Annotated in this window: 22 protein-coding genes; 14 read left to right on the top strand and 8 right to left on the bottom strand. The window is 67.3% G+C overall.

The genetic code is table 11. The annotated features are described in order from the left end of the window. The first annotated feature begins 85 nt into the window (after positions 1–85). Complete coding sequence (locus tag IEQ11_RS17165; RefSeq protein WP_036114005.1) at positions 86–565, top strand: FKBP-type peptidyl-prolyl cis-trans isomerase; 480 nt, start codon at positions 86–88, stop codon at positions 563–565. Between the two features lie 90 nt (positions 566–655). Here the strand turns inward: IEQ11_RS17165 and IEQ11_RS17160 are convergent, their stop codons facing one another. Beyond that, the gene (locus IEQ11_RS17160; protein ID WP_191823313.1) at positions 656–2,428 is read right to left on the bottom strand and encodes a right-handed parallel beta-helix repeat-containing protein; all 1,773 of its coding nucleotides are present in this window, start codon (positions 2,426–2,428) and stop codon (positions 656–658) included. 28 nt (positions 2,429–2,456) lie between these two features. Next, the gene (locus tag IEQ11_RS17155) at positions 2,457–2,681 is read right to left on the bottom strand and encodes a hypothetical protein (protein ID WP_191823312.1); all 225 of its coding nucleotides are present in this window, start codon (positions 2,679–2,681) and stop codon (positions 2,457–2,459) included. Here IEQ11_RS17155 and IEQ11_RS17150 point away from each other — a divergent pair. Next, on the top strand, positions 2,673–3,911 hold the full coding sequence (locus IEQ11_RS17150; RefSeq protein WP_191823311.1) for a DUF418 domain-containing protein: 1,239 nt from the start codon (positions 2,673–2,675) through the stop codon (positions 3,909–3,911). The genes IEQ11_RS17155 and IEQ11_RS17150 overlap by 9 nt on opposite strands. A 99-nt stretch (positions 3,912–4,010) precedes the next feature. Here IEQ11_RS17150 and IEQ11_RS17145 read toward each other — a convergent pair whose 3' ends face one another. Then, the gene (locus tag IEQ11_RS17145) at positions 4,011–5,618 is read right to left on the bottom strand and encodes a M4 family metallopeptidase (protein ID WP_191823320.1); all 1,608 of its coding nucleotides are present in this window, start codon (positions 5,616–5,618) and stop codon (positions 4,011–4,013) included. Between the two features lie 738 nt (positions 5,619–6,356). Continuing rightward, a complete protein-coding gene (locus IEQ11_RS17140; RefSeq protein WP_228464977.1) occupies positions 6,357–8,186 on the bottom strand; it encodes a M4 family metallopeptidase in 1,830 nt (609 codons plus the stop codon). 631 nt (positions 8,187–8,817) lie between these two features. On the opposite strand from IEQ11_RS17140, the gene IEQ11_RS17135 reads away from it, so the two are divergent. The 5 genes from IEQ11_RS17135 to IEQ11_RS17115 all read left to right on the top strand — a co-directional run bounded on the left by IEQ11_RS17135 (position 8,818) and on the right by IEQ11_RS17115 (position 15,841). Next, the gene (locus IEQ11_RS17135; protein ID WP_425494689.1) at positions 8,818–10,107 is read left to right on the top strand and encodes an NAD(P)/FAD-dependent oxidoreductase; all 1,290 of its coding nucleotides are present in this window, start codon (positions 8,818–8,820) and stop codon (positions 10,105–10,107) included. After that, on the top strand, positions 10,104–11,495 hold the full coding sequence (gorA, locus tag IEQ11_RS17130) for a glutathione-disulfide reductase (RefSeq protein ID WP_191823309.1): 1,392 nt from the start codon (positions 10,104–10,106) through the stop codon (positions 11,493–11,495). Before IEQ11_RS17135 ends, gorA begins: the two co-directional genes overlap by 4 nt. A 111-nt stretch (positions 11,496–11,606) precedes the next feature. Beyond that, the gene (locus IEQ11_RS17125; protein WP_191823308.1) at positions 11,607–13,691 is read left to right on the top strand and encodes a S9 family peptidase; all 2,085 of its coding nucleotides are present in this window, start codon (positions 11,607–11,609) and stop codon (positions 13,689–13,691) included. Between the two features lie 9 nt (positions 13,692–13,700). After that, positions 13,701–14,510: an N-formylglutamate deformylase gene (hutG, locus tag IEQ11_RS17120; protein WP_046657475.1), complete on the top strand. Its 810-nt coding sequence runs from the start codon at positions 13,701–13,703 to the stop codon at positions 14,508–14,510. Continuing rightward, positions 14,507–15,841, top strand: a complete 1,335-nt coding sequence (locus IEQ11_RS17115; protein ID WP_191823307.1) for a winged helix-turn-helix domain-containing protein — start codon at positions 14,507–14,509, stop codon at positions 15,839–15,841. The genes hutG and IEQ11_RS17115 overlap by 4 nt, the downstream gene beginning before the upstream one ends. A 59-nt stretch (positions 15,842–15,900) precedes the next feature. Here the strand turns inward: IEQ11_RS17115 and IEQ11_RS17110 are convergent, their stop codons facing one another. The 4 genes from IEQ11_RS17110 to parE form a co-directional block, all read right to left on the bottom strand. Continuing rightward, positions 15,901–16,209, bottom strand: a complete 309-nt coding sequence (locus IEQ11_RS17110; protein ID WP_096415146.1) for a hypothetical protein — start codon at positions 16,207–16,209, stop codon at positions 15,901–15,903. A gap of 76 nt (positions 16,210–16,285) precedes the next feature. After that, positions 16,286–16,627: a hypothetical protein gene (locus IEQ11_RS17105; RefSeq protein WP_191823306.1), complete on the bottom strand. Its 342-nt coding sequence runs from the start codon at positions 16,625–16,627 to the stop codon at positions 16,286–16,288. A gap of 243 nt (positions 16,628–16,870) precedes the next feature. Beyond that, complete coding sequence (locus IEQ11_RS17100; RefSeq protein ID WP_046657471.1) at positions 16,871–18,031, bottom strand: glycoside hydrolase family 5 protein; 1,161 nt, start codon at positions 18,029–18,031, stop codon at positions 16,871–16,873. 316 nt (positions 18,032–18,347) lie between these two features. Continuing rightward, complete coding sequence (parE, locus tag IEQ11_RS17095; protein WP_036114020.1) at positions 18,348–20,267, bottom strand: DNA topoisomerase IV subunit B; 1,920 nt, start codon at positions 20,265–20,267, stop codon at positions 18,348–18,350. Between the two features lie 454 nt (positions 20,268–20,721). Here parE and IEQ11_RS17090 point away from each other — a divergent pair, with 454 nt between their 5' ends. The 7 genes from IEQ11_RS17090 to IEQ11_RS17060 all read left to right on the top strand — a co-directional run bounded on the left by IEQ11_RS17090 (position 20,722) and on the right by IEQ11_RS17060 (position 25,486). Beyond that, the gene (locus IEQ11_RS17090; protein ID WP_036114024.1) at positions 20,722–21,132 is read left to right on the top strand and encodes a globin family protein; all 411 of its coding nucleotides are present in this window, start codon (positions 20,722–20,724) and stop codon (positions 21,130–21,132) included. Between the two features lie 229 nt (positions 21,133–21,361). Next, positions 21,362–21,586, top strand: a complete 225-nt coding sequence (locus IEQ11_RS17085; protein ID WP_046657466.1) for a hypothetical protein — start codon at positions 21,362–21,364, stop codon at positions 21,584–21,586. Between the two features lie 266 nt (positions 21,587–21,852). Continuing rightward, complete coding sequence (locus tag IEQ11_RS17080; protein WP_191823305.1) at positions 21,853–22,278, top strand: hypothetical protein; 426 nt, start codon at positions 21,853–21,855, stop codon at positions 22,276–22,278. Positions 22,279–22,290: 12 nt separating this feature from the next. Beyond that, on the top strand, positions 22,291–22,695 hold the full coding sequence (locus IEQ11_RS17075) for a DUF488 domain-containing protein (RefSeq protein WP_191823304.1): 405 nt from the start codon (positions 22,291–22,293) through the stop codon (positions 22,693–22,695). Between the two features lie 4 nt (positions 22,696–22,699). Next, positions 22,700–23,314, top strand: coding sequence for a hypothetical protein (locus tag IEQ11_RS17070; protein WP_191823303.1), 615 nt, complete (start codon positions 22,700–22,702; stop codon positions 23,312–23,314). A 223-nt stretch (positions 23,315–23,537) separates the two neighbouring features. Further along, positions 23,538–25,196 (top strand): CTP synthase, encoded by a 1,659-nt coding sequence (gene pyrG, locus IEQ11_RS17065; protein WP_036114040.1) that lies wholly within the window; start codon positions 23,538–23,540, stop codon positions 25,194–25,196. Beyond that, positions 25,193–25,486 (top strand): hypothetical protein, encoded by a 294-nt coding sequence (locus IEQ11_RS17060; protein WP_191823302.1) that lies wholly within the window; start codon positions 25,193–25,195, stop codon positions 25,484–25,486. Before pyrG ends, IEQ11_RS17060 begins: the two co-directional genes overlap by 4 nt. Positions 25,487–25,500 lie beyond the last annotated feature (14 nt).

Below are 25,500 nucleotides of genomic sequence, written 5' to 3'. Positions count from 1 at the left end.
GTGACCTTTTGTGGCGGCCCGCTCATTGCGGCACCGCCGTTCCTTTCCTGATCGCCACGGGGCGGTCTTCCCAGCCGGATTTGCCATGAAAATCGAGAAAGATCGCGTCGTTCAATTCCACTACACCGTTTCCGAGCAGGGCAGCGAGCCGCTCGAGAGTTCGGAAGGCCGCGATCCGCTGGCGATCCTGATCGGCCACAACAACATCATTCCGGGCCTGGAAAAGGCGATGGAAGGCCACGAGGCCGGCGACAAGTTCGAAGTCGACGTGGTCGCGGCCGACGCCTACGGCGTGCGCCAGGACGGCCTGACCCAGCGCGTGCCGAAGAAGTATTTCAAGGACACCAAGCTGGAAGTCGGCATGCAGGCGGTGCTGCAGACCAATTTCGGCCCGCGCGCGGTGACCATCCAGAAGATCGGCATGAGCGTGGTCGACGTCGACCTCAACCACCCGATGGCCGGCAAGGACCTGCATTTCGCGGTCGAGATCGTCGAAGTGCGCGAAGCGGCCAAGGAAGAGATCGAGCACGGCCACGTCCACGGCGACGGCGGTCACGCCCACTGATCCAGGCGCGGCGGTCGCCGACGACGCCCAGACCGAACGGCCCGCGCGAGCGGGCCGTTCGTTTTTGCGCCGCGGTCAACCGTGTGCGGACTAGTTGCCGATCCACTTCCAGCTCGGCGCCGCGCTGTAGAACACCTGGACGAAAGCCCCGGCCGGGACGACCACGGTCGCCGGCGAAGCGGCCAGTCCGGTCAGCGTCCCGCTCACGGCGATGCCGCTGACGTTGCCGCCGTTGAGGTACACCGCGACATCCATGCCGGTGGCGTTGGTCACCGCGACCCCGCTTGCGGCCATGGCCGGGGTGGCGATGTTGCCCACGCGCGGATTGAAGCCGAGATTGCCGCGGATGAACTTCTGCGCGCCGGTGCCACCGTCGAAGATGCGATGGGTCACCCCGCCGAGGCAACGGTTGCTTTCGATGATGTACTGATTGGACGCGCCGGCGGCGACATGGATATCGGCGTAATGCTGCGGCGCGCCGCCGGCGCGCAGGAAGTCGATGTCGCGCAGGGTGAACGAGCTGGTGCCCGCGAGCACATTGATGCCCGCGGCGCTGTTGGGCACTTTGGCGCTGTTGGCTTCGACGCAACCGCCGAGGACCCGCAGCTGGCTCACGCCCGGGCCGACCTGGATTCCGTGCAGGCCGTTGGCGATCACGCTGACGCTGGACAATTCGATGTCGGTGCCGGCGATCAAGTCGATGCCGGTGCCGGCGTGGGAGGTGGCCCACACGTCGACGAAGCGCGCGGTCTGGCAGTTTTCGATCACGATGCCGTTCTTGCTGGCGTTGTCGGTGATGGTGTTATGGAAAAACAGGTTCTTGGCGGCGTTGCCGAACAGCGTCGACGGGTTGGCGACATACAGGCTGTAATCCAGGCCGGCCGACTCCAGCGACACGTTCGATGCGTAGAAGCCCTCGGCGTGATCGCTGATCAGCAGGCCGATGGTGACCACGTCGTGGCTGCCGGAAACGACCTTGATATTGCGCATGAAGACATTGACGATCTTCGAGGTGGCGTTCAGTCCGGCGAATCGCAGGCCGGCCTTGTTGGCGGCGACGCCGGCCACGACGATCTCGTTGAGTTCGAGATAGAACGCCGACTGCACGTCCAGGCCATAGGCCATCTTGTTCGACATGTGGATGTATTCGAACAGGCCCCAATACAGCGTGCCGCCGGTGGACGCGGCCACGCGGATGCCGGCGCCGTCGGTCTTGGCCACGGTGGCGTCGAGGGTCAGGTGCCGGATCGACACGCCGCTCACTGGCGCGGTGCCTGTATCGATGCGGAAGATGTCGTCGGTCGCCGAGGTGGTGCGCACGATCGGAGCCAGCCGGTTCGAACCGAACACGCTGGTCGACCCCTGGGTGATGGAGACGGCGCGGTTGATCACATAGACGCCGCCGGGAACGAAGATGCCCTTGCCCGCGTTCTGATTGACCGCGGACTGGAACGCGGCCCAGTCGATTTCGTCGCTCAGCGAGGTGGCGAACGGATAATCGACCTGGGCCGCGGCCAGATCGGGATAGCGCGAGGACAGCGGATGCGAGCCGCCATCGCCGATCGCGCCGTAATCCTTCACGCTCACCTGCTCGCGGACCTTGTCTTGCAGCCCGCGCGCGCGGGCGCCGCTGCCTTGCTGAAGAAAGCGGATCAGCGCCGAGCCGGTAGCGTTGCCGGGCGCCCACAGGCTGTCGAGAAACGCGGCGACGTTGGAAGCAATGCCGGTCGCCGCGGGCGTGTAGAGAACGTCCGCCGCGTCGGTGGCCAGCATGGCTGTCCGCGGCGAGGTGTCCGATGCAGAGGGATTCGGCGTTTCCTTGCCGGTCGGGTGTACGCAAGCGCTCATATGGTCGGTTGCCATGTGTTCTGATCCTTGAGTTCATGGGAATCTATGCGTGCGAGCCGATCGCGAAGCCTGCGTCCATCGACAGGGCAGTGCGAAACCATCGCGATGGCATCGGTTCAAGGCGGATGCGATCGGCGCATCTGTTTTTTACCCAGTCGCCGTCGCGCAGGCTGCGCTGGCCCGAACGGCGTGCTGGCGGGTTCAGGCGGCGTTGAGTTCCATCAGGACACACAGTTGAGATGCAGCGGATAGCGAAATCGTGATTCACGCCGAGGCTCCTTGCGAACTCGCGCCGATCCCCGAACGCGACCGCCTGCAAGCGCTCGACGCGCTGCGCGGGATCGCGCTGCTCGGCATTTTGCTGAGCAATGTGTCGGGCTTCGCCGGGCCGTTGAACGAATTGCGCGAAGGCATCGATCCGGCCTTGCGCGGTTCGGATCGCGTGTTGTCGGCGTTCGTCTATCTGGTGGTGCGCGACAAGTTCTGGACCTTGTTCGCGCTGCTGTTCGGCATGGGCTTCGCGGTCATGCTCGAACGCGCGCGCGTGGCCGGTCGCGGTTTCGGCGCGGTCTATCTGCGTCGCAGTTTCGGCTTGTTGGCGCTCGGCCTGGTGCACGCCTGGCTGATATGGGGCGGCGACATCCTGGTCACGTATGCCTTGAGCGCGTTCGCGTTGCTGGCGCTGCGTTCGTTGTCGCTGGATTTCTGGCTGAAGCTGGGCCTGACCCTGTACCTGGGCACGATCGGCTACATGCTGATCATCGCCGCGGCGCTGACCCTGCCGGGCGTGGCCGAGGGCGATGCGGCCGATCTGGCCCAGGCGCAGGCGCTGCGCGCGGCCGAGGTGGCCGCGTATGCGCATGGCGATTACGCCGCGGTCACCGCGCAGCGCCTGGAGTTCTTTTTCGACAGCACGATCGCCGGCTGGAGCATGATGCTGCCGCTGTCGTTGGGGCTGTTCCTGATCGGCGCTTCGCTGGTGCGCGGCGGGGTGATCGCCGATCCGGCGCGGCATCGCTGGGTGCTGCGCGCGCTGATCGTGCACGGCCTGCCGGCCGGCATCGTGCTGACCGCGATCAGCGTGGCGATCGACAGCGCGCCGTCGCTGGCCTTATTCAGCGCGTCGTCGATCTTCGCTCAGGCCTTGCACATGCTCGCCGGCCTGCCGGTGGCGCTGGCGCTGGTCGCGGCGGTGGTGCTGCTATTGCACGACGGCGCGCGCTGGCCGCGCGTGTTCGCGCCGGCCGGGCGGATGGCGCTGAGCAATTATCTGAGCCAATCGCTGATCGCGACCTGGGTCTTGTATCACCACGGTTTGAATCAATGGGGACGCTGGTCGTACACGACGCTGATCGTGGCGGCGCTGGTGCTGTTCGCGGCGCAGCTCGCGGCGAGCGCGTGGTGGCTGCGGCGGTTTCGTTTCGGACCGGTGGAATGGTTGTGGCGCGCGTTCGCGTACGGCCGCTGGCCGCCGTTGCGCGTGCGCGGCCAAGGTTGATGCGCGATCGCGCGGCGCGGGTGACGGTGCGCGCGCGAACGAGGCGAGACAAAAAAACGGCCCGCGATGCGGGCCGTTTTCGTGTCGCCTGACGATGGATCAGTTGACGCCGGCCGCCGACCAGGCGCGGGCCACGGTCTGGTACTCGGTGGAGCCGTTGCCGTACAGGTCCGCCGCCGCCTGCAGCGTGCCGGCACGGGCCTGCGGGTAGGTGGTGCTGGAAACGAAGTAACGGGTCAGCGCGCGGTACCAGATCGCGCCGGCCTTGGCCCGGCCGATACCGACGATGGTGGTGTCGTTGTTGCAGACCAGTTGGGCCTTGGTGTAGTTGAAGCCCGCCTGCGGAGTGACGCCTTCGGCGAACAGGAAGAACGCGCGGTTGCCGACGCCGGAGGTGAAGTGCGGGTCGTACTTGCCGCCGCGGCCGGTCAGCGAGGCCGAGAAGCCGCCGACGGGGTAGCACGAGATCGACTTGCCGTCGGCGTCCTGCTTGAACATGGTGCGCAGCGCCTTGGTCGCGCCCTGCGAGGCCGGATAGACCTCCTCGCCGATCAGATAATCGCCTTGGTCGATCGCATTGCCGACGCTGTATTCGACCAGGGTGCCCAGGATGTCGGAGTTGGCTTCGTTGATGCCGCCGGAATCCTTGACGTTGTAGTAGCCCAGGTTGGCGGTGGCGGAGTTGACGCCGTGCGACATTTCATGGCCGGCCACGTCCAGCGCGACCAGCGGCGTGTTGCCGTTGCTCGAGTCGCCGTCGCCGTAGACCATGTAGCTGCCGTTCCAGCCGGCGTTGAAGTAGTTGCTGCCGTAGTGGACATAGCTCTTGACGCCTCGGCCGTCGTTGAAGATGCCGTTGCGCGCGTGCACGTTCTTGAAATAGTCCCAGGTCGCAGCGACGCCGTAGTGCGCGTCGGCCGCGGCGGTGGCGCGGTCGCTGGTGGTGTTGTTGCCCCAGATGTTGTCGGCGTCGTTGAATGCGACGGCGCTGAAGGTGCTGGTGCTGTTGCGCGCATCCAGGGTCTGGCCACTGCCGCGGCTGGGGTCGGTGAGCTGGAAGCCGCCGCTGACCGAGTTGGAGACGATGCCGACGTTGCCCAGGGTCAGGGTCTTGCCGGTGCCGTTGGCGGCCGCGGTCTGGAAGTGGTCTTCGGCTTCCAGCAGCGCGCCGGTGCGCGCGTCGAGGAAATACGACATCACCCCCGGCGCCTGATCGCCGTTGCGCGCGCCCTGCAGGCCGACCTGGTACGCCAGCGTCGGCTCGCCGCCGCCGCGCGCGTACACCACCAGCTTGGCCGGATCGAGCGACGCGACGGTGCCGTCGAACTTGGCGCCGGCTTCGATCCGCGCCTGCTCGGCGCTGATGCCGGGCTTGAGCGACGGACGCAGGGTGGTGCGCATGTTGTCGCCCTGGGTGATCGAGGTCAGCTGGCCGTTGTGCGAATGCACGACCATGTCGCCGCCGATCACCGGCAGGCCTTCATAGGTGCGCTCCATGCGCACGTGCTCGGTGCCGTCGCGGTCGATCATCACGTCGCGCGCGACGAAGCCGTCGGCGGCGGCCAGGTTGACTTCCTTGGCCGCGGCGTTGCGCAGCAACTGGCGGGCGCGTTCGGCCGCCGACGTGGTATCGGCCTCGGCCGGCGAGGTGCTGGAGAACGCCAGCTCGCTGCCTGCGCGCGCGCCGGTGTCGCTGAGCGCCGCCATGTGCGAACTGGCGTGCTTCGCATTGGTGGTGAGGCGGGTGTCGTGGGCGACGGACGCTACGCTGCCGGCGGTGGACGCGGTGGTCGCGAGAGGGCCGGCCGGAACGTCGGAGCGAGCGGAGTGGAACGCCACGCCGGCCAGAGCGGCGACGACGGCGGTGCTCAACAAAGCGGTCTTCAACTGCATGTGTGATCCCCTTCAAGAAAGAGCGAGCAATGAGTGATGACGGACGCTGCCGAGCGGATGCAAAGGCGACGGGTCGCGCTCGCTCCGCGTGCAGCGGACGAATCGCCTTGCGCTCTTCATGGTGGAGCGCGCGCGATGCGTCGACACCACCTTAGGCCGTCGTCCAGACCCGAGGCCGTCCGTGCGCGGGCGATAAACGCAGGTTAATGCGGGGCTTATCACAGAACCGGATATTGCCGTTTCGCCGGCGGAATTCGTCGCTTTTCGGCACGGCGCGACGCCGCGTTGGCGCATCAGCACAAGCCGTGCTGACAAGATGAGATGGATGTGTTTTTCCGAGTTGTGACGAGAATCTGATTGCGCGGCGTGGCACGGTTGTGATGTGTGATCGCTGCTGTTTGTGTTCGTCGCGGCGAGTCGTGGCCGACCCGCGCGCCGGGTCGTCGGCGACGGGTTTCGTTCGCCACTAGGTTCGCCAAACAACGAACGGCCCGCTTGCGCGGGCCGTCCGGTATCGCGCCGCGTCTTCCGACGCGATGGCGGGTTCGCGCTTTAGTTGACCTTCACCGCCGACCAGGCGCGGGCCACGGTCTGGTACTCGATCGAGTTGGCGCCGTACAGGTCGGCCGCGGCCTGCAGGGTGCCGGCGCGCGCCTGCGGGTAGTCGGTGCTGGAGACGAAGTACTTGGTCAACGCGCGATACCAGATCGCGCCGGCCTTGGCGCGGCCGATGCCGACGATCGCGGTGTCGCCATTGCAGACCAGATCCGACGGCCGGTAGGTGGTGGCGAAGTTGGCCGGCACCTTGGCGCCTTCGGTAAGCAGGTACTGATACAGATTGCCCACGCCGGAGGTGTTATGCGGATCGTAGCGGCCGCCGGCGGCGGTGGCGCTGCCGCTGAAGCCGCCGACCGGATAGCACTTGAACGAGACGCCGTCGGCGTTCTGCTGGAACAGCACGCGCAAGGCGCGCTTGCCGTCCGGGCGCGCATAGACGTTTTCGCCGAGCAGGTAGTCGCCGGCGTCCTTGGCATTGTTGACGCTGAACTCGACCAGGGTGCCGAAGATATCGGAGCTGGCCTCGTTGATGCCGCCGCTGTCCTTGATGTCGTAGTAGCCCAGGTTGGCGCTGGAACTGTTCACCAGGTGGCCCATCTCGTGCGCGGCCACGTCCAGCGCCACCAGCGGCGTGTTGCCGTTGGTGAAATCGCCATCGCCGTACACCATGACCATGGTGCCGTCTTCCAAGATGCCGGCGCCGGCGTTGAAATAGTTCCGGCCGTAATGCACGTAGCTGACGATGCCCTGGCCGTTGTTGGCGACGCCGTCGCGACCGTGCACCACTTTGAAATAGTCCCAGGTCGACGCGACGCCGTAGTTCACGTCGGCGGCGGCGGTGGCGCGGTCGGTCTTGAGGTTGTTGCCCCACACGTTGTCGGTGTCGGTGAAGATCTTGGCCGCGGCCATCTCGGCTTCGGTCGAGCCGGTGGTGTTGAAGATATCCCGGGTCTCGGAGTTGCCGCGCGCCACGTCGACCATGCGGTAGCCGCTGCCGGTCGAATCGGTGAGGATGCCGACGTTGCCCAGGGTCAGGGTCTTGCCGGTGCCGTTGGCCGCGGCGGTGTGGAAGTGATCCTCGGCCTGCAGCAGGCTGCCGTTGCGCGCATCGAGGTAGTACGACATCACGCCGGGATCCTGGCTGCCGTTGCGGGCGCCGCGCAGGCCGACGCGATAGGCCAGGGTCGGTTCCATGCCGTTGCGCGCGTACACCACCAGCTTGGCCGGATCGACCTGGGCGACGCGGCCGTCGAACCGCGCGCCGGCCTCGGTCTGCGCCTGCGCGGGGCTGATGCCGGGCGTGAGCCGCGGGCGCGCGCTGGTGCGCATGTTGTTGCCCTGGGTGACCCAGAGCAGTTGGCCGTCGCGCGAATGCACGACCATGTCGCCGCCGATCACCGGCAGGTCTTCGTAGCTGCGTTCCATGCGCACGTGCTCGGTGCCGTCGCGGTCGATCATGACCTCGCGCGCGGCGAAGCCGTCGGCCTGGGCGAGATGGACCTCACGGGCGGCGGCGGTGGCGAGCAGTTCGCGGGCGCGTTGCGCGGCGGCGCTGCGGTCGGCCTGCTCGGGCGAACGGCTGGCCCAGGCCTGGCGACTGCCGGGACGCGCGGAGGTGTCGATCAGGGCACGCAGGGCGGCGGTGTTCCGCGCGGCGGCGGCAGAGGCGTGAGCCGAGGCGGCCGGCGCGGCGAGCGAGCGACCCTGCGTGCCGGCCACGGCGGCGGAGGTGTCGAGGGTGGCGTTCGACTGCGTGCCGTACACCGCCAAACCGGCGAGTCCGGCGATCACGGCGGTGCTGAGTAGTGCGGTCTTCAACTGCATGGAAGCGATTCCCCTGGAAATAGTGCGGAAAGACGGCGCTCCCCATGCCGGCGCGAGGGCGCGGCTTGGCAGGCCGGTATGACGCGGCGCGGCTGCCTCGGTGGCGTCGGGCGGTCGTAGCGGCGCGTCGGGATCAACGCTAAGAGCTGCGCCCGGGTTGCGGGCCAAGAAATAATATTTTCGAAAATAGAAAATGTGGAATTCATCACATAATTGATGGGTTCGGACGAGTCTTAAGCCCGTTGCGCGCTGCGCCGGATACGTCATCCCTCGCGCGATCCGTCGATTGCCCGGACGGCTTTGCCGATTGCGGCATGGGATTGCGGGCGGGTGCCTGGCGGCTTCGCGCGATCGTCGCCTGGCGCCTGGCCGGCGATACGCACCGGCGGATCGGTTCCGATCCGATCGCGACCCGGGCGAGGTCGCATCGAAAAACCGCGCTGGAACTGCGCCGACGCGCTCGGCCGCATCGCAAGCGCGCATCGCTGAAACCCTGTATCCGATCCACATCGCAATCACATCCGCGCGTGCTCGTTACTATGTCCGCGGCGCCGCACGAAACGGCCCATGGCAATGCCGCGCCGCCGCGCGCGGATCGGTTCGAACCAGGCGACGGAGCACAATGGGCGCAGTGCAGGTGGGTGAGTATTCGGCGGCCGCCGTCGCGGGCCGCCGCGAGGACGTGATCGTGGTCGGCGCGGGCGTGATCGGGCTGACCTGCGCGCTGGCGCTGCTCGACAGCGGCCGCGCGGTGCGGGTGATCGACGCGCGCGCGGCCGGCGCCGGCAGCTCGCACGGCAATTGCGGGACCATCACCCCGAGCCATGCCACGCCGCTGGCCGCGCCCGGGGTGATCGCTCAGGCGCTGCGCTGGATGCTGACGCCCGACGCGCCGCTATACGTACATCCGAAACTCGACCCGCAGCTGTGGCGCTGGCTACTGGGTTTCGCCGCGCGCTGCAATCCGCGCGACTGGCGCAGCAGCGCGCAGGCCAAGGCGGCGTTGTTGAACGACTCGCGCGCTCGTCTGGAAGACTGGGTGACGCGGTATGGCTTGGTCTGCGAATTCGACAGCTCCGGCGTGGACTACGTCTTCCGCGACGCCGCGGCGTTCGCCGCCGGCCAGCACGAACTCGATCTGCTGCGCGAATTCGGCGTGGGCATCGAGCTGATCGACGGCGCCGCGTACAACGCCCAGGACCCGGCGTTCAAGCCCGGCCTGGCCGGCGCGATCCGCTTCGATCACGACGCGGTGCTGCGCCCGGACAAGTACGTCGACGAACTCGCGCGCAGCGTGCGCGAGCGCGGCGGCGAGATCGTCGAGCGATGCGGCCTGCGCGGCGTGCAGCGCCGCGACGGTGCGCTCGAACTGGACACCACCGGCGGGCCGATGCGCGCGCGCGAGGCGGTGATCGCGCTGGGCGCGTGGTCGCCGCAGTTGTCCGACGCGATCGGGCTGCCCTCGCTCAAGCGGGTGATGCAGCCGGGCAAGGGCTATTCGATCACCTACGACCGACCCGCGCTGACCCCGCGCCGGCCGGTGGTGCTGCGCGAACGCAAGGTCTGCGTGACCATGTGGGAAAGCGGTTTCCGTCTGGGCAGCACGATGGAATTTTCCGGTTTCGACGCCAGCCTCAACCCGCGCCGGCTGGCGGCGTTGGAACGCGGCGCGGCCGAATACCTGCATCAACCCGTCGGCCCGGTCGAGCGCGAGCGCTGGCAGGGCTGGCGGCCGATGAGCCTGGACGACGTGCCGCTGATCGGCCGCGTGCCCGGCCGCGACGGCCTGTGGCTGGCGACCGGCCACGGCATGATGGGCGTGAGCATGAGCGCCGGCACCGGCCAGCTGATCGCCGACCTGATCGCCGGGCGCGCGCCCGCGATCGACCCGCATCCCTATCGACCGGAGCGTTTCGCTTGAACGCAGACGAAGCCCAACTCAAATCCGAACCCGCCCACTTCGACCTGATCGTGATCGGCGGCGGCTCCGGCGGCCTGGCCGGCGCGTTCCGCGCGGCCGAATACGGCGCGCGCGTGGCCTTGCTGGAACCGCATCTGCTCGGCGGCACCTGCGTCAACGTCGGCTGCGTGCCGAAGAAGGCGATGTGGCTGGCGGCCGACATCGCCGGCAAATTGCGCATGGCCCAGTCGCTGGGCTTCGCCATCGACAGCCCGCCGAACAAGCCCTGCGAACTCGACTGGCCGACCTTCATCGTCCATCGCCAGCGCTACATCGCCAATATCCACGACAGTTACCGCCGGCGTCTGGACGCGGCCGGGATCGTGGTCCAGCCGATGCGCGCGCACCTGATCGACGCCAACACGATCGAATGCGAGAACGGCGTGCGCCTGCGGGCGCAGCGCGTGTTGATCGCGACCGGCGGACATGCGGTCAAACCATCGATTCCCGGCGCCGAGCTCGGCGACACCTCGGACGATTTCTTCAACTGGTGCGCCGCGCCCGAACGCGTGGCGATCGTCGGCGCGGGCTATATCGCGGTCGAACTGGCCGGAGTGTTGCAGGCGCTGGGCAGCCGGGTCGAGGTGTTCGCGCGCGGCCAGCGTTTTCTGCAAGGCTTCGATGAGGAACTGAGCAAACAACTGGCCGACGATTACACCCAGAGCGGCGTGCATCTGCATTTCGGTCATGCGATCGCCGCGCTGGAAGCCGATGGCGAGCGAGTGCGGCTGCGCGCCATCGATGGTTCGCTCAGCGACGCCTTCGACAAGGTGCTGTTCGCGACCGGACGGCGGCCGAATACGGCGAACATCGGCCTGGAACGGGTCGGTCTGGCGCTGGATCCCAACGGCCACATCCTCGTCGACGAGCTGCACGCGACCAACGTCGCGGGCGTGAACGCGATCGGCGATGTCACCACCGATCTGCCGCTGACTCCGGTCGCGATCGCCGCCGCGCGCCGGCTGATGGATCGCGTCTACGGCCAGCGCGAGGGCCGGCTCGATCCCAACGATATTCCGACCGTGGTGTTCTCGCATCCGCCGATCGGCAAGGTCGGTTTGACCGAGGACGAGGCGCGGGCGCGACATGGTGACAATCTGCACATCTATCGCGCCGGATTTCGGCCGATGCTGTACGCCCTGGCCGAATCGCCGCAGCGCAGCCTGTTCAAGCTGATCTGCGTCGGCGAGGAACGCCGCGTGGTCGGCATCCATCTGCTCGGCGAGGCCGCCGACGAGATGCTGCAGGGCTTCGCGGTCGCGCTCAAGCGCGGCATCACCCTGGACGACCTGCGCGATACGGTCGCCATCCATCCGACCAGCGCCGAAGAAGTGGTGCTGATGCGTTGAACCAACGAAGCGACGGGAGCAGGCGGCATGACGGGTAGGGATCGCGAGAACACACGGCCTTGGCGCTTGCGCGGCGCGGTTCATGCAGCGGTGGCGTTGGCGATCGCCTGTGTGGGCCTGGTACATGCCGCTCAAACGCACGCCGCCGAAACCCGCGCCGCCCCGGGCGAGTTCGACATCGCCGATCTGCTCAGCGCGCCGCAGCCCGAACAACTCGTCGGCGCCGGCGCCGCGCCGGTGATCGCATGGGTGTCGAACGAACGCGGCGTGCGCAATCTGTGGTCGGCGCGCGCGCCGCAGTTCGCGCCGCGCCAGCTGACCGCGTTCGACGAGGACGACGGGCAGTTGCTCAGCGCGTTGCGCCTCAGCCGCGATGGCCGTTGGCTTGCCTATGTGCGCGGCGGCGGGCCCGACGCGGCCGGCAACAACAGCAATCCCACCGGCGATCCGGACGGGCAGGAACAGGCGGTGTGGCTGGTCGCCAGCGACGGCTCGTCCAAGCCGCAGCGTATCGCCGCCGGGCGCTCGGTGCAGTTCGCGCCGCAGGGCGATGCCCTGATCGTGCAGGGCCGCGGCGTCGGTTGTTATCCGCTGCCGGGCACAACCGCGCCGGCGTGGTGCAAGGAAGCGCTGATCAAGACCCGCGGCGCCAACGCCGCCGCCGGGTTCTCGCCCGACGGCAAGCTGCTCGCGTTCGCCAGCAACCGCGGCGATCACGGCTTCATCGGCGTGCTCGATCTGGCTAAGCGCGAAGTGCGCTGGCTCGGCGCGGATTTCTACAACGACAGCAATCCGGTGTTCTCGCCCGATGGCCGCCGGGTCGCGTTCCTGCGCAGCGCCGCCAATCGCCCGGGCGAACAGTTCGACCTGACCCAGGCCAACCCATTCGAAATCTGGACCGCCGACGTCGCCACCGGGCTTGCGCAAAAAGTCTTCCGATCGGGCGAGAAAGCCGGCGGCTACGCCCAGTTCAACGGTGCCGCGCCCTTGCTGTGGAGCCGCGACAACCGCCTGATCTTCGCCTCCGAACAAAGCGGCTGGCTGCATTGGTACGCGATCGCGCCCGAGGGCGGCGAGCCCACGCCGCTGAGCCGCGGCGAGTGCGAGGCCGAAACCGTCGCCGTGGCCGACGACGACGGCGCGTTCGTGTTCAGCGGCAACTGCGCGCAGATCGATCACCGCCAGCTCTTCAGCGTCGATGCGAAGGGCGCGGCGCAGACCCTGCTCAGCGCGAAGGACGAGATTTCTACCGAGCCGGTGGTGCTGGGCGGCCAGTGGATCGCGTTCCGCCACGCCGATGCGCGCCGGCCGACCGCGATCGCGGTGATGCCGCGCGGCGGCGGCGAGCCCAGGCGGATTTTCCCGGCGAGCTTGCCCGCGCTGTTCCCGATCGATCGCCTCGTTGTACCCAAGACCCTGAGCCTGCGAGCCAGCGACGGGGTGACCTCGCACGCGACCGTGTTCGAGCCGCCGGCGAGTTTCAAGGGCAAGCGCGCGGCGCTGATCTACGTGCACGGCGGCCCGATCCGGCAGATGCTGCCGGGCTGGCACTACAGCAGCTATTACTACAACGACTACGCCAGCAACCAATGGCTGGCCAGCCGCGGCTATGTGGTGATGGCCTTGAACTACCGCGATGGCACGGGTTACGGCCAGCGCTTCCGGCTGGCCGAGAAACAAGGCCCGCGCGGCGCCAGCGAATACCAGGACGTGCTCGCCGCGCAGGCGTATCTGGCCAAGCGCGAGGATGTCGACGCGCGCCGCATCGGCATCTACGGCGGCTCCTACGGCGGGTTCCTGACCGCGTCGGCGCTGTCGCGCAATTCCGATCTGTTCGCGGCCGGCGTCGATCGCCACGGCGTCCACGACTGGCGCGAAAGCGCCAAGGGCGGCGACAACAGCGGCCTGTGGGGACTGGGGCCGGACGAACTGGACCTGGCGTTCAAGTCCTCGCCGGTCGCCTTCGTCGACGGCTGGCGTTCGCCGGTGCTGTTCGTGCACGGCGACGACGATCGCGCGGTCAAGTTCTCCCAAAGCATCGATCTGGTCGAGCGTCTGCGCGCGCGCAAGGCGCCGGTGGAAACCCTGGTGATTCCGGACGAAGACCACTTCTTCCTGCGTTACGCGACCTGGCTTGCGGTGCATCGCAGTACCATGGACTTCTTCCGCCGGCATCTGCAGTCCGGCGCCGACTGAGTCGCCTTCATGACCATTGCGCATCCGACCGAGCCCGTATTCCAGCTGCATCGCGGCACCGCGCCGCTGCTGATCAGCCTGCCGCACGACGGCGAGGTGATCCCCGAGTCGTTGAAGGCGCGCATGGTCGAATCGGCGCGACGCGCGCCCGACACCGACTGGCATGTCTCGCGTTTGTACGATTTCGCGCGCGAACTGGGCGCATCGATCCTGGTGCCGCGCTATTCGCGTTACGTGGTCGATCTGAACCGGCCGCCGGACGACACCTCGCTGTATCCCGGCCAGAACACCACCGGCCTGTGTCCGGCGGTGCAGTTCAGCGGCGAGGCGGTCTACCTCGACGGCCAGTCGCCGGATGAAGCGGAAGTCGCCGAACGGGTCGAGCTGTATTGGCGCCCCTACCACCAGACCTTGGTCGCCGAACTCGACCGCATCCGCGGCGAGCACGGCCGCGCGGTGTTGTGGGAAGGCCATTCGATCCGCGGCGAAGTGCCGTTCCTGTTCGAAGGCCGCTTGCCCGATCTCAACCTCGGCACCTCCGGCGGCAAGACCTGCCTGCCCGAGTTGCAGGCCGCGCTGGAAGGCCTGCTGGCCGCGCAGAGCGACTACGACTGGATCGCCAACGGCCGCTTCAAGGGCGGCTACATCACCCGTCATTACGGCGATCCGGAGATCGGCGTGCAGGCGGTGCAGTTGGAGCTGAGCCAGCGCAACTACATGGACGAAGATTCCTTCGCCTACGATGAAGCCAAGGCCGCGCGCCTGCAGCCGCTGCTGCGCAAGCTGCTGAGCGCGACTCTGGCTTCGCAGGACGCATGAGTCCGAAGCGCGTGGCCGTTGCCCGCGCCGCGCGCGCGACCGCGACGCCTGTAACGGACGCGGCGGCGTCGGGCGATCCGGCCGCGCAGACGCACGCGCCCCTCTCGCTGACCCAGGCGCGCGCCCTGCACCTGCACGCGCAGGGCCTGCTGACGAGGCCGCGCAAGCGCGCGACCCGGGCCGATGCGCTGGCCGCGATCGCGCGCATGCAGTTGCTGCAGATCGACACCATCCACGTCGTCGCGCGCAGCCCGTATCTGGTGCTGTTTTCGCGACTGGGCGGTTACCCGGCGCAGTGGCTGGAAGAATTGCTGGCGCAGCGCGCGATCTTCGAGATCTGGGCGCACGAAGCCTGCTTCGCGCCGATGGACGATTACCTGCTGCATCGCAATGCGCTGGAGCAACGCGCGCACCACTGGGCGATCCGCAACGCGCGCCAGCATCGTCAGAGTCACGGCGAGCAGATCGACCGGTTGCTCGCGCATATCCGCGAACTCGGCCCGGTCAAGTCGTCGGACTTCGAACGCGAACAGCGCGGCAGCGGCGGCGGCTGGTGGGGCTGGAAGGACGAAAAGCGCTGGCTGGAAACCGGTTTTGCGCTGGGCGAGCTGATGGTCGCGCGGCGCGAGAATTTCCATCGCGTCTACGACCTGAGCGAACGCGTGGCCGGCGTCGCCGTGCCGGGCTGGGACACGAGCGTGCTCGACGCGGCGCAGGTGCGGCGCGAAACCGTGCTCAAGTCGGTCAAGGCGCTCGGCATCACCCAGGCGCGCTGGATAGCGGATTACTACCGCACCAAGCCGCGCCTGCGCGATGCCGACCTCGACGGTTTCGTCGACGAAGGCGTGCTGCGCCGGGTCGCGGTGAAGGGCTGGAACGCGCCCGGTTACGTGCATGCCGATCATGCCGCCGCGCTGGCCCAGGCCGCCGCCGGCCGCCTGCGCGCCAGTCATTCGACCCTGTTGTCGCCGTTCGACCCGGTGGTCTGGGATCGCGAACGCGCCAGCGAACTGTTCGACTTCGATTACACCCTGGAGTGCTACACGCCCGAGCCCAAGCGTCGTTACGGCTATTTCGTGTTGCCGATCCTGGTGCGCGGCCGGTTGGTCGGACGCCTGGACGCGAAGGCGCATCGCGCCCAGGGCGTGTTCGAGGTCAAGGCGCTGTATCTGCAGGAAGGCCTCGACGGCGACGAGGCGTTGGCCGCCGACATCGCCCGCGCGATCGACGATTGCGCGCGCTGGCATCAGACCCCGACGGTGAAGCTGACGCGTTGCCGGCCGGCAGCGTTCGCCAAGCCGCTGCGATCTGCGTTGGCGGCGTTGGGCTGAGCGCCCGGGGCGGTGACGATCCGCGTGGTTGCGGCGCGCAGGCCGGCGTCATGCGCGGATCAACACACCCTGAAAGCCATCAGCAGGACCACATCGTCGTCCTGCAGCGGCAGGTCGAGGTCCTGGCGTACGCAGAATTCGTCGTCGCCGCGCCGCACGTGGATGTCGATCAGCAGCTCGTCGCCGCTATCGAGTTCGAAATAGAGAAAGTAACGTCCGTCGTAGCCGACCGCCGGGGCGATCCGCACCCGGAACGCATCTTGATACGCGGCCAGCGCTTCGCCCAAGGTCGCGGCCTGCACCTGCAGGCTTTGATCGGGCGAGCCGAGAAATTCGTCCAGATGCTTGGGGCCGTGCAGGACCGGCATACGGCGATCGTCCTGGAACGTGGCGCGGGCGCCGACTCGCGATTGTCGTCGGCGCGTCGGGGTGAGGGGATCGAGCCTAGATGCCCTTGGCGATCAGCACATACGCCGCGACCAGCCCCAGCAGCGGAATCATGTTGAGCACCAGCGCCGGCACCGCGATGCCGCGCCGCTCGCCGCGGAACAACGCGGTGATCGCCAACAGACTGCCGAACAGCCAGCTGGCCGCGCTGTACATGATCGCCTTGCCGCTGCAGTGCAGGCTCCAGTCGCCGCACTGGTTCTGCGGGGTCAGGCCGAACACGATCGCCCACGCCAGCAACGGCCCGAGCAGCAGCGCGAACCAGGCGAGCACGCCGAACAGGCGGCCGGCGGTGTCGGCCGGCGGTTTGCGTCGGATCGCGTCGCTGTCAGTGACCATGGCGGCGGGCCTCGCGAGGGGCTAGGCGTGCGGCCCACGAATGGGCGGGGTGGCGTCCTGTCATGTCGATCTCCTGTGAAGCCGAATCGATGCGGGAAGATTGCCGCATCGCCACGCTGGGCCGCGTGATTATGCGCCGCGCGGCGGGGCGGCGCGAATCGCGGCGGTAGCGACATCGGCCGCCCCGGGGAGGGGCGGCCGTTGCGTGGTACGAATCGGCGGCCTGGACCGACCGCGGCTATTTCAGGGGACGCACTTGTCGCCGCTGAACACCAGCAGATTGTTCTGCAATTCGGCGACTTCGGGACGGTACGGCAAGTCTTCGACCGCGTAGTCCTCGAACGGCCACCACGCCCAGCTCTGCCCATTGGCGCTGACGATGCGCGAGGTGTGCTTGGCCAGCGACAGCGCCTTGTTGCCGTCCTGGACGACATCGGCGCCGAACTCGCCCATCACCATCGGCACGCCCCAGGCGCTGGCTTTGTCCAGCAGCGGTTGGATCACCGTGACCAGGCCGGCGCAATCGCGGTTGTTGTAAGCGACCGCTCCGGCTCCCTGATCGGCTTGCGGGTAGAAATGCGGGGTCAGCACGAAATTGGTCAGGTCGGGCTTGGCGAGTTCCGGCCGCACCGTGCCCACATCGCCCTCGACGAACAGCATGTGGCTCTTGTTGTCCAGGTCGCGACGGTCGGACCAGCGGATGCGCGTGCCCACGTACTGGTAGAACTGCGGGAGGATCGCGCTGTTGAGCTGACCCGAACCGATCGTGCGACCGGAGTGCGGCTCGTTGATGACGTCCCAGCCGGCGACGTTGTGATAGTTGCGCAGGCGCCAGGCCACCGTGCGCCAGGCATCCGAATAGACGTCCCAGGCTTTCTGGCCGGCGTGCGGGCCGGCGCTGACGGTCTGATTGCTCCAGAACGCATCCCAGAAATCAAGCTGATTGGACGAGGTGCAGGCGCCGGCCAGCATGTCCTCGACGAACCATCCCGGAAAACCGCTGCCCCAGTCGCTTTGGAAGCATTGCGAGGTGTTCCACTGATGCATCGAAATCAGCACCCACATCTGGCGCTTGTCGGCTTCGGCGACCAGGGTTTCGATTTCGGCCACATAGCTCCAGTCGATGTTGCCGGGAGTGGGCTCGAGAAAATTCCAGTTGATCGGAAAGCGGACGAAATTGAAGCCCCACGACTTGTAGCGATCGAGCTGCTTGAGGTCGACCGGGCGCTTCTGGGTGTGCTGGATGAGATTGTAATTGAGGCCCTTCAGGCGAACCCACTGACCGTCCTGGCGGGTCATCTGGCCGAGCCCGGCGGGCGCCTGCAGCAGGTCGTCGGCGGTGGTCTGGGCGTGAGCGAGATTGGCCGCCAGCAACAGCAGCGGCAGGGCGAACTTCAGATGCATGATGCAATGTCCTTATCAATCTGATTGAGAAAAGGCAGCGGTGCTGCCGACTCGACTGCAATGTGCCGCAGGCTGGATTTACAGGCGGTAGAGAGAGCTCTCGACCGCCGAACACTATCGCGTATCGACGAATCACTCGCTAAGACAGCGCGTTGGCTTGCCGGCGGCAACATCGCGTCGGAGTGATGCCGCGATGCCTTCGCGGGGAGTGAGCCATGGCGTCAGCGACGGGGCAGGGCGCCGTGTCGTAATCGTCGGCGCGCTCAGGCCGATGGGCGCGGCACGGTTCGGAAAGCCGTGCCGCGCCGCGTATCGGTCAGACTTCCAACGTAGCCAGATCGCCCTTCGTCTCCAGCCATGCCTTGCGGTCGCTGGCGCGCTTCTTGGCCAGCAGCATGTCCATCAGCGAGTGGGTCTGGGCGTTGTCGTCGATGGTTAGCTGGACCAGGCGGCGGGTGTCGGGGTGGATGGTCGACTCGCGCAGCTGCGAGGCGTTCATCTCGCCCAGGCCCTTGAAGCGGGTGACGTTGACCGCGCCGCTCAGGCCCTTTTTGCGATCGCCTTTTTCGCGTTCGATCTTTTCCAGCAGGATGCGCTTTTCCTCTTCGTCGAGCGCGTAGAACACGGTCTTGCCCACGTCGACGCGGAACAGCGGCGGCATCGCCACGAAGATGTGGCCGGCCGCGACCAGCGCCGGGAAATGGCGCAGGAACAAGGCGCTGAGCAAGGTCGCGATATGCAGGCCGTCGGAGTCGGCGTCGGCCAGGATCACCACCTTGCCGTAGCGCAGCCCGCCGATGTCTTCCTTGCCCGGATCGCAGCCGATCGCGACCGCGAGGTCGTGCACTTCCTGCGAACCCAGCACGCTGCCCGAAGCGACTTCCCAGGTGTTGAGGATCTTGCCGCGCAGCGGCAGGATCGCCTGGAAATCCTTGTCGCGGGCCTGCCGCGCGCTGCCGCCGGCCGAGTCGCCCTCGACCAGGAACAGCTCGGTGCGCGACAGATCCTGCGAGGAACAGTCGGCGAGCTTGCCGGGCAGGGCCGGGCCCTGGGTGATCTTCTTGCGGGTGATCTGCTTTTCGGTCTTCAGGCGCGCGGCGGCGCGCTCGATCGCCAGCTGCGCGATTTTTTCGCCGAGTTCAGTGTGCTGGTTGAGCCACAGCGAGAACGCGTCGTGCGCGGCGCCCTCGACGAAGCCGGCGGCCTGGCGCGAAGACAAACGTTCCTTGGTCTGGCCGCTGAACTGCGGATCGGTCATCTTGATGCTGAGCACGAAGGCGACCCGGTCCCACACGTCTTCCGGCGCCAGCTTGACCCCGCGCGGCAGCAGGTTGCGGAAGTCGCAGAACTCGCGCAGCGCGTCGGTGAAGCCGGTGCGCAGGCCGTTGACGTGGGTGCCGTGCTGGGCGGTCGGGATCAGGTTGACGTAGCTTTCCTGAGTCAGCTCGCCGTCCGGCGCCCAGGCCACGGCCCAGTCGGCCACTTCGTTTTCTTTCTTGAGCTGGCCGACGAACAGGTCCGGCGGCAGCAGCTCGCGCTGCGGCTGGCCGTCGCGCAGTTCGCTGGACAGGTAATCGCGCAGGCCGTCCTCGTAATACCACTCGGTGCGTTCGCCGGTGGCTTCGTCGAACAGCTTGACGTTGAGGCCCGGACACAGCACCGCCTTGGCGCGCAGGATGTGCTTGATCGAGCGCAGGTTGAACTTGGGCGTGTCGAAATACTTGGCGTCGGGCCAGAAGCGCACGCGGGTTCCGGTGTTCTTCTTGCCGACGCTGCCGACCACTTCCAAGGGCGTTGCGCGGTCGCCGTTGTTGAAGGTCATGCGGTATTCGTTGCCGTCGCGCTTGATGTGCACTTCGACCAGCTTGGACAGCGCGTTGACCACGCTGACGCCGACGCCGTGCAGGCCGCCGGAGAAGGTGTAGTTCTTGTTGCTGAACTTACCGCCGGCGTGCAGGCGGGTCAGGATCAGCTCCACGCCGGGGACTTTCTCCTCCGGGTGGATGTCGACCGGCATGCCGCGGCCGTCGTCGGAGACCTCGCAGCTGCCGTCGGCGTGCAGGATCACCTCGATGCTGCGGGCGTGGCCGGCCAGGGCCTCGTCGACCGAGTTGTCGATGACTTCCTGGGCCAGGTGGTTCGGCCGGCTGGTGTCGGTGTACATGCCCGGGCGGCGTTTGACCGGATCCAGGCCGGAAAGGACTTCGATGTCGGCGGCGTTATAGCGACTGCTCATTAACTGTTGGGTCTGGCCGTGGGGTTCGGAGCGGCGAGGATGAAGACGGCGGGCGGGGTGGTCAAGCCGGCCGGCGTGATGGGCGAATGAAAAGCGTGCCGGGCCGGCGTCTCGCCGGCTGCGACGCTCGCGCTGGCGGGTGTCGGGGGTGGGGTGACGCGCGGTGCGCGATCGTCCCGGGCGACCGCCCGAGGTCCTCGCCGGGGCTGCGTCCGATCGTCGCAGCGGTTGCGGCGACGCGGCCGGGGTCGCGCCGCGATCGTCGGGTATGCACACCGAAATCGGAGGTAGCGAGCGCGAACGTGGCGCCAACGCGCCGCCGAACCGGTCGCGCGGCAGCCCGCGTGCGCGATCCAACGGTGGTTTTCGGCAAGCCTGGGGCTGATCTGGCGCAAGGTCGGTCGGGCCGGACGCTGCCATCCTGCGCGCCGTTTTCAGCCATGCAGGAGGCACCGTGTCGGTCCAGGATTCCTACGACGATTTGCAGCAAAGCTATGGACGCTGTCTGGTCCGCAAGGGCTTCATCGAACGGTTCTACGAGATTTTCATGGCCAGCCACCCGGACGTGGCGCCGCTGTTCGAACGCACCGATTTCCAGAAGCAGCGGCTGGCGCTGCGCCGCGGCATCAGCGTGGCGATCTTCCACGCCGCCGGCAGCGCGGTGGTGCGGCGGACCTGCGAGGAAATGGCCGATGCGCACTGCCGGCGCGGCCGCACCCCGGTCGCGCCGGGCCTGTATCCGTACTGGATCAACAGCCTGCTGCTGGCCGTGCGCGAATACGACGATCAGGCCGACGAGGCTCTGCTGGGGCGCTGGCGCACGGCGATGCAGTCGGTAACGGGGATGTTCAGCGCGCGCTATTGAGGCATGGCGGTTGGCGGCGCCGGTATCGTTGAACTCGCGCGCACCCAGCCTTATATCGGTACGGGTCCGCGACGCCCCGGCCGACCGGACCCCCGTTCAGGCCTCAGCGAGGGTGGCGGGGCTAGGGTTCGCGGCGTCGATGCATGCGTTGCACGCCCCGACCGCCCTGCAACGGGCCAGGCGCGTCCCGCGCCGGCCCGGCGCCGGTTTCACTTGTCAGGAGTTCACCATGAAGATTCGTTCGCTGTTGCTGCCCGCCGTCATCGCCGCCGCCCTGACCGTGCTGATCGCGCCCGCCGCGTTCGCCCAGCAGGACCCGCAGGCCGACAAGAAGGCCGAAGACGCCAAGAAGGCCGAGGACGCGAAGAAGGCCGAAGCCAAGAAGAAGGCCGATGCCGAGAAGAAGAAGTCCGGCGATCGCGGCGTGGAGCCTGAAGAAGAAGGCGATAAGTAAGTCCGTCGCCTGATTCGCACGCGATGAGCAAGAGCCCCGGTTCGCCGGGGCTTTTTCGTGTCTGTCGTTCGCCCTTGCCGTCGCGCGTACGCAAGCCATGGTCCGCCGGGACATAGCGGTCGGACGGCGGTAGCCGATGCCGCGGCTCGCGGTAGCGTCATGCGCTACTTCTGCTGCGGATTGCCGGTCCACGCGCCGTGGCGATGGGGGCGGCCTACTATCGCGGCAGCCTGCTGCGATGGCGGGGCCTGCTCGGGGAGCGATGCATGAAACGGATGCTGTTCGCGGCGATGCGCGTCGTCGTCGGCCTGTGTCTGCAGATCGTCGGACTGTTCTGCGCGCTGCGGTTTCTGCCGATGAGCGACGAGTTCGATCAGCAGGGCTTCGGTTCGATGCTGCTGTTCTTCTGCATCGTGGGCATCACCGGCGCGGTCTGCGGGCTGGCCGCGCGCCGATATATCCTGCTGCCCGCCTTGTTGCTGTTCTGGGCGTTGTGGGCCGTTTTCATCAGCCTCGACCAATGGTCCGAAATAAAGCTGGGTCAAGAAACCTATATGGACGGGGTGGCCGAACGTCTGTTGCAGATAGTGATCTCCAGCGCCGCCCTGGCCGGGGGCATCGTGCTCGGCTATCGTTGGGCGCGGCAGTTGTGGCCAGCTGCTCGCGCCGACATCCAGGCTCGGGCGGCATAGGGGACGGTATCGATGGCTATCCGCATCGTCAGACTCGGCACCTCGCGGGCAGCCAGTGAAGGCACCCGCATCGGCACCGTGCGCCGGCCGCCGCGGGGCGTGCCGAAGGCCGAGTTCGCCTCACGGGACTGGTACGACGTGTGGTTCCCGAACCTCGCCCCCAGCCTGGAAACCATGAAACAGGCCCAGGCCGCGCGGACGCCGGCGCAGTGGAACGCGTTCGTGCGCAAGTACAAGGCGGAGATGGCCGCGCCGGACGCCAGTCACGCGATCGAATTGCTGGCGAAGTTGTCGCATCACAGCGATTTCTCGGTCGGTTGCTACTGCGAGGACGAATCGCATTGCCATCGTTCGATTCTGCGCGAGTTGCTCAGGGGCAAGGGCGCGAAATTCGCGACCTGCGCAAGTGAGGATTAAGCCGATGCGAAAAACCGTTTGGGAAGGTCGATTCGCGAGTGTCCGGCGTGCCGTGGCGATCGCCGGGGCCTTATGTGTGTTGGCGGCCTGCGCGTCGAACCCGAAGGCTGAGGCCAAGGACTGGCTGGCCGATTGCTCAGGTGTTCCTGGCGATCCGACGACCCCGGCCGCCTTGGATACGGCCGGTCCCGCGACGCATGGTCCGGGCGCCCCGGGACGCGCTGTCAGGCTGGTGGCGTCGTTACTGCCCGAAGAGGATCTGCCGGTACCGCCTGTGTATATTTTCGGAGCCCGTGGCGAGCACATTACCGGGCCGGATGCGGGAAATACGTGGTGGTCGGCCGATCCCACCTTCGAGCGCCTGCGCGATGAGGCGTATTGGGGCGAGGTGGTCGATCGGCAGTTTTACCGAGTTCCATGGCTGGGACAATGCGAAATAGGCCGACTGCTTCCGCACGCCGAGCCCATGCGCGGGCCGCCCGGAGGTCTGCTGTTTTTGCAGTTCCTGACACCCGATTGCGCGCAGTGCGGCGATGCCTCCGCCGCGATCGAGCGGCTGGTCGCGGCGCATCCCGAACTGCCGGTGCGCTGGGTCCAGATCCAAGTCCCGGCTCGTTGACGCCACCGGCCCTGGCCTGATCGGGCCGCTTCCGCCGCTTGGATGGGACGAATGGAGGGGCGCGACAGCTGGGCCACCGGGTCGGGGCCTGGCGAGAAAAATACGGTCGAATCCATGAGTTCGGCGCCGCCGCCGGCTCATTCATGCGGCGTGGCGTCCGTCAAGCAGTCGCGGCTTCACCTTCGGCCCTGTAAACTACGGCTTTCCAGCGGCAGCAAAATCCATGACTCCCCTGATTTTCGTCACCGGCGGCGTGGTGTCCTCCTTGGGCAAGGGCATCGCAGCGGCCTCGTTGGCGGCCATCCTCGAAGCGCGCGGCCTGCGCGTGACGATGATGAAGCTCGACCCCTACATCAACGTCGATCCGGGCACCATGAGCCCGTTCCAGCACGGCGAGGTCTACGTCACCGACGACGGCGCCGAGACCGACCTGGACCTGGGCCATTACGAGCGCTACCTGCGCACGCGCCTGAGCCGCAAGAACTCGATCACCACCGGCCGGATCTACGAGAACGTGATCCGCAAGGAACGCCGCGGCGATTACCTCGGCGGCACCGTGCAGGTGATCCCGCACATCACCGACGAGATCAAGCGCTGCATCGTCGAGGCCACCGAAGGCTTCGACGTGGCCCTGGTCGAGGTCGGCGGCACGGTCGGCGACATCGAGTCGCTGCCGTTTCTCGAAGCGATCCGCCAGCTGCGCACCGAGCGCGGCCCCGAGCACGCCTTGTTCATGCACCTCACCCTGGTGCCGTTCATCGCCGCGGCCGGCGAGCTCAAGACCAAGCCGACCCAGCACTCGGTCAAGGAACTGCGCTCGATCGGTATCCAACCCGACGTGCTGCTGTGCCGCAGCGAACAGCCGCTGCCCGACAGCGACCGCCGCAAGATCGCCTTGTTCACCAATGTGCCGGAAAAGGCCGTCATTTCCGCGGTCGATCTGGACAACATCTACAAGCTGCCGCAGTGGTTCCACGAGCAGGGCCTCGACGCCATCGTGCTCGACCGCCTGCGCCTGCAGCCCGGCCCGGCCAATCTGGCCGAATGGAACGAAGTCGTCGACGCCAGCGAACATCCGGTCGACGAGGTCACCATCGCCGTGGTCGGCAAGTACATCGATCATCAGGACGCGTACAAGTCGCTGTCGGAGGCGCTCAAGCACGGCGGCCTGCGCCAGCGCACCAAGGTCAAGCTGAAGTGGCTCGAATCCAGCGAGATCGAGCGCGACGGCGTGGAATCGCTCAAGGGCGTCGACGGCATCCTGGTGCCGGGCGGCTTCGGCGATCGCGGCTTCGAAGGCAAGGTCAGCACGGCGAAGTACGCGCGCGAAAACAAGATCCCGTACTTCGGCATCTGCTACGGCATGCAGGCGGCGGTGGTCGATTACGCGCGCCATGTGGTCGGCCTGGACAACGCCAACAGCTCCGAGAACGACAAGCACAGCCCGCACCCGGTGATCGGCCTGATCACCGAATGGCGCACCGCCACCGGCGAAGTCGAGCGCCGCAGCGAAACCAGCGACCTCGGCGGCACCATGCGCCTGGGCCTGCAGGACCAGCGGATCAAGCCCGGCACCCTGGCGCGCGAGCTGTACGGCAAGGACGTGGTCGGCGAACGTCACCGCCACCGCTACGAATTCAACAACCGCTACCGCACCCAGTTGGAAGACGCCGGCCTGATCATCTCGGCCAAGTCGATGGACGACCTGCTGGTGGAAATGGTCGAACTGCCGCGCGCCGCGCATCCGTGGTACCTGGCCTGCCAGGCGCACCCGGAATTCCTGTCGACCCCGCGCGACGGCCACCCGCTGTTCATCGGTTTCGTGCGCGCCGCGCGCGAGGCGAAGGCCGGCGGCAAGCTGTTGAAGGAAGTGCGGGGATGACCCCGGCCGCGCAGGCCGCGCCCGCCAGTTCCACGGCGCTGAAACTCGGCGCCTGGCTGGCGGCGGCCTGCCTGGCCGTGCCGCTGTTGAGCGCGGCGCTGTATCACCAGTGGCAGCAAACCACCGGCGCGGGCGACGCCTACGCGATGATGGCGATGTGGTTCCTGATCGGCACGCTGATGATCGAAGTACCGTTGTTGCTGATCACCGTGGTCGTGCTGGTGATCGGCACGGCGAGGCATCTACGCAGTCGCCGAGGCGCCGGATCGGCGCCCGGATCGGCACCCTGACCGGCCTGTTGACC

The organism is Lysobacter capsici (assembly GCF_014779555.2).
GTDB lineage: Bacteria > Pseudomonadota > Gammaproteobacteria > Xanthomonadales > Xanthomonadaceae > Lysobacter > Lysobacter capsici.
The sequence above is the reverse complement of the archived record's forward strand: the minus strand, read 5'-3'. Positions and strand labels throughout refer to the sequence as shown.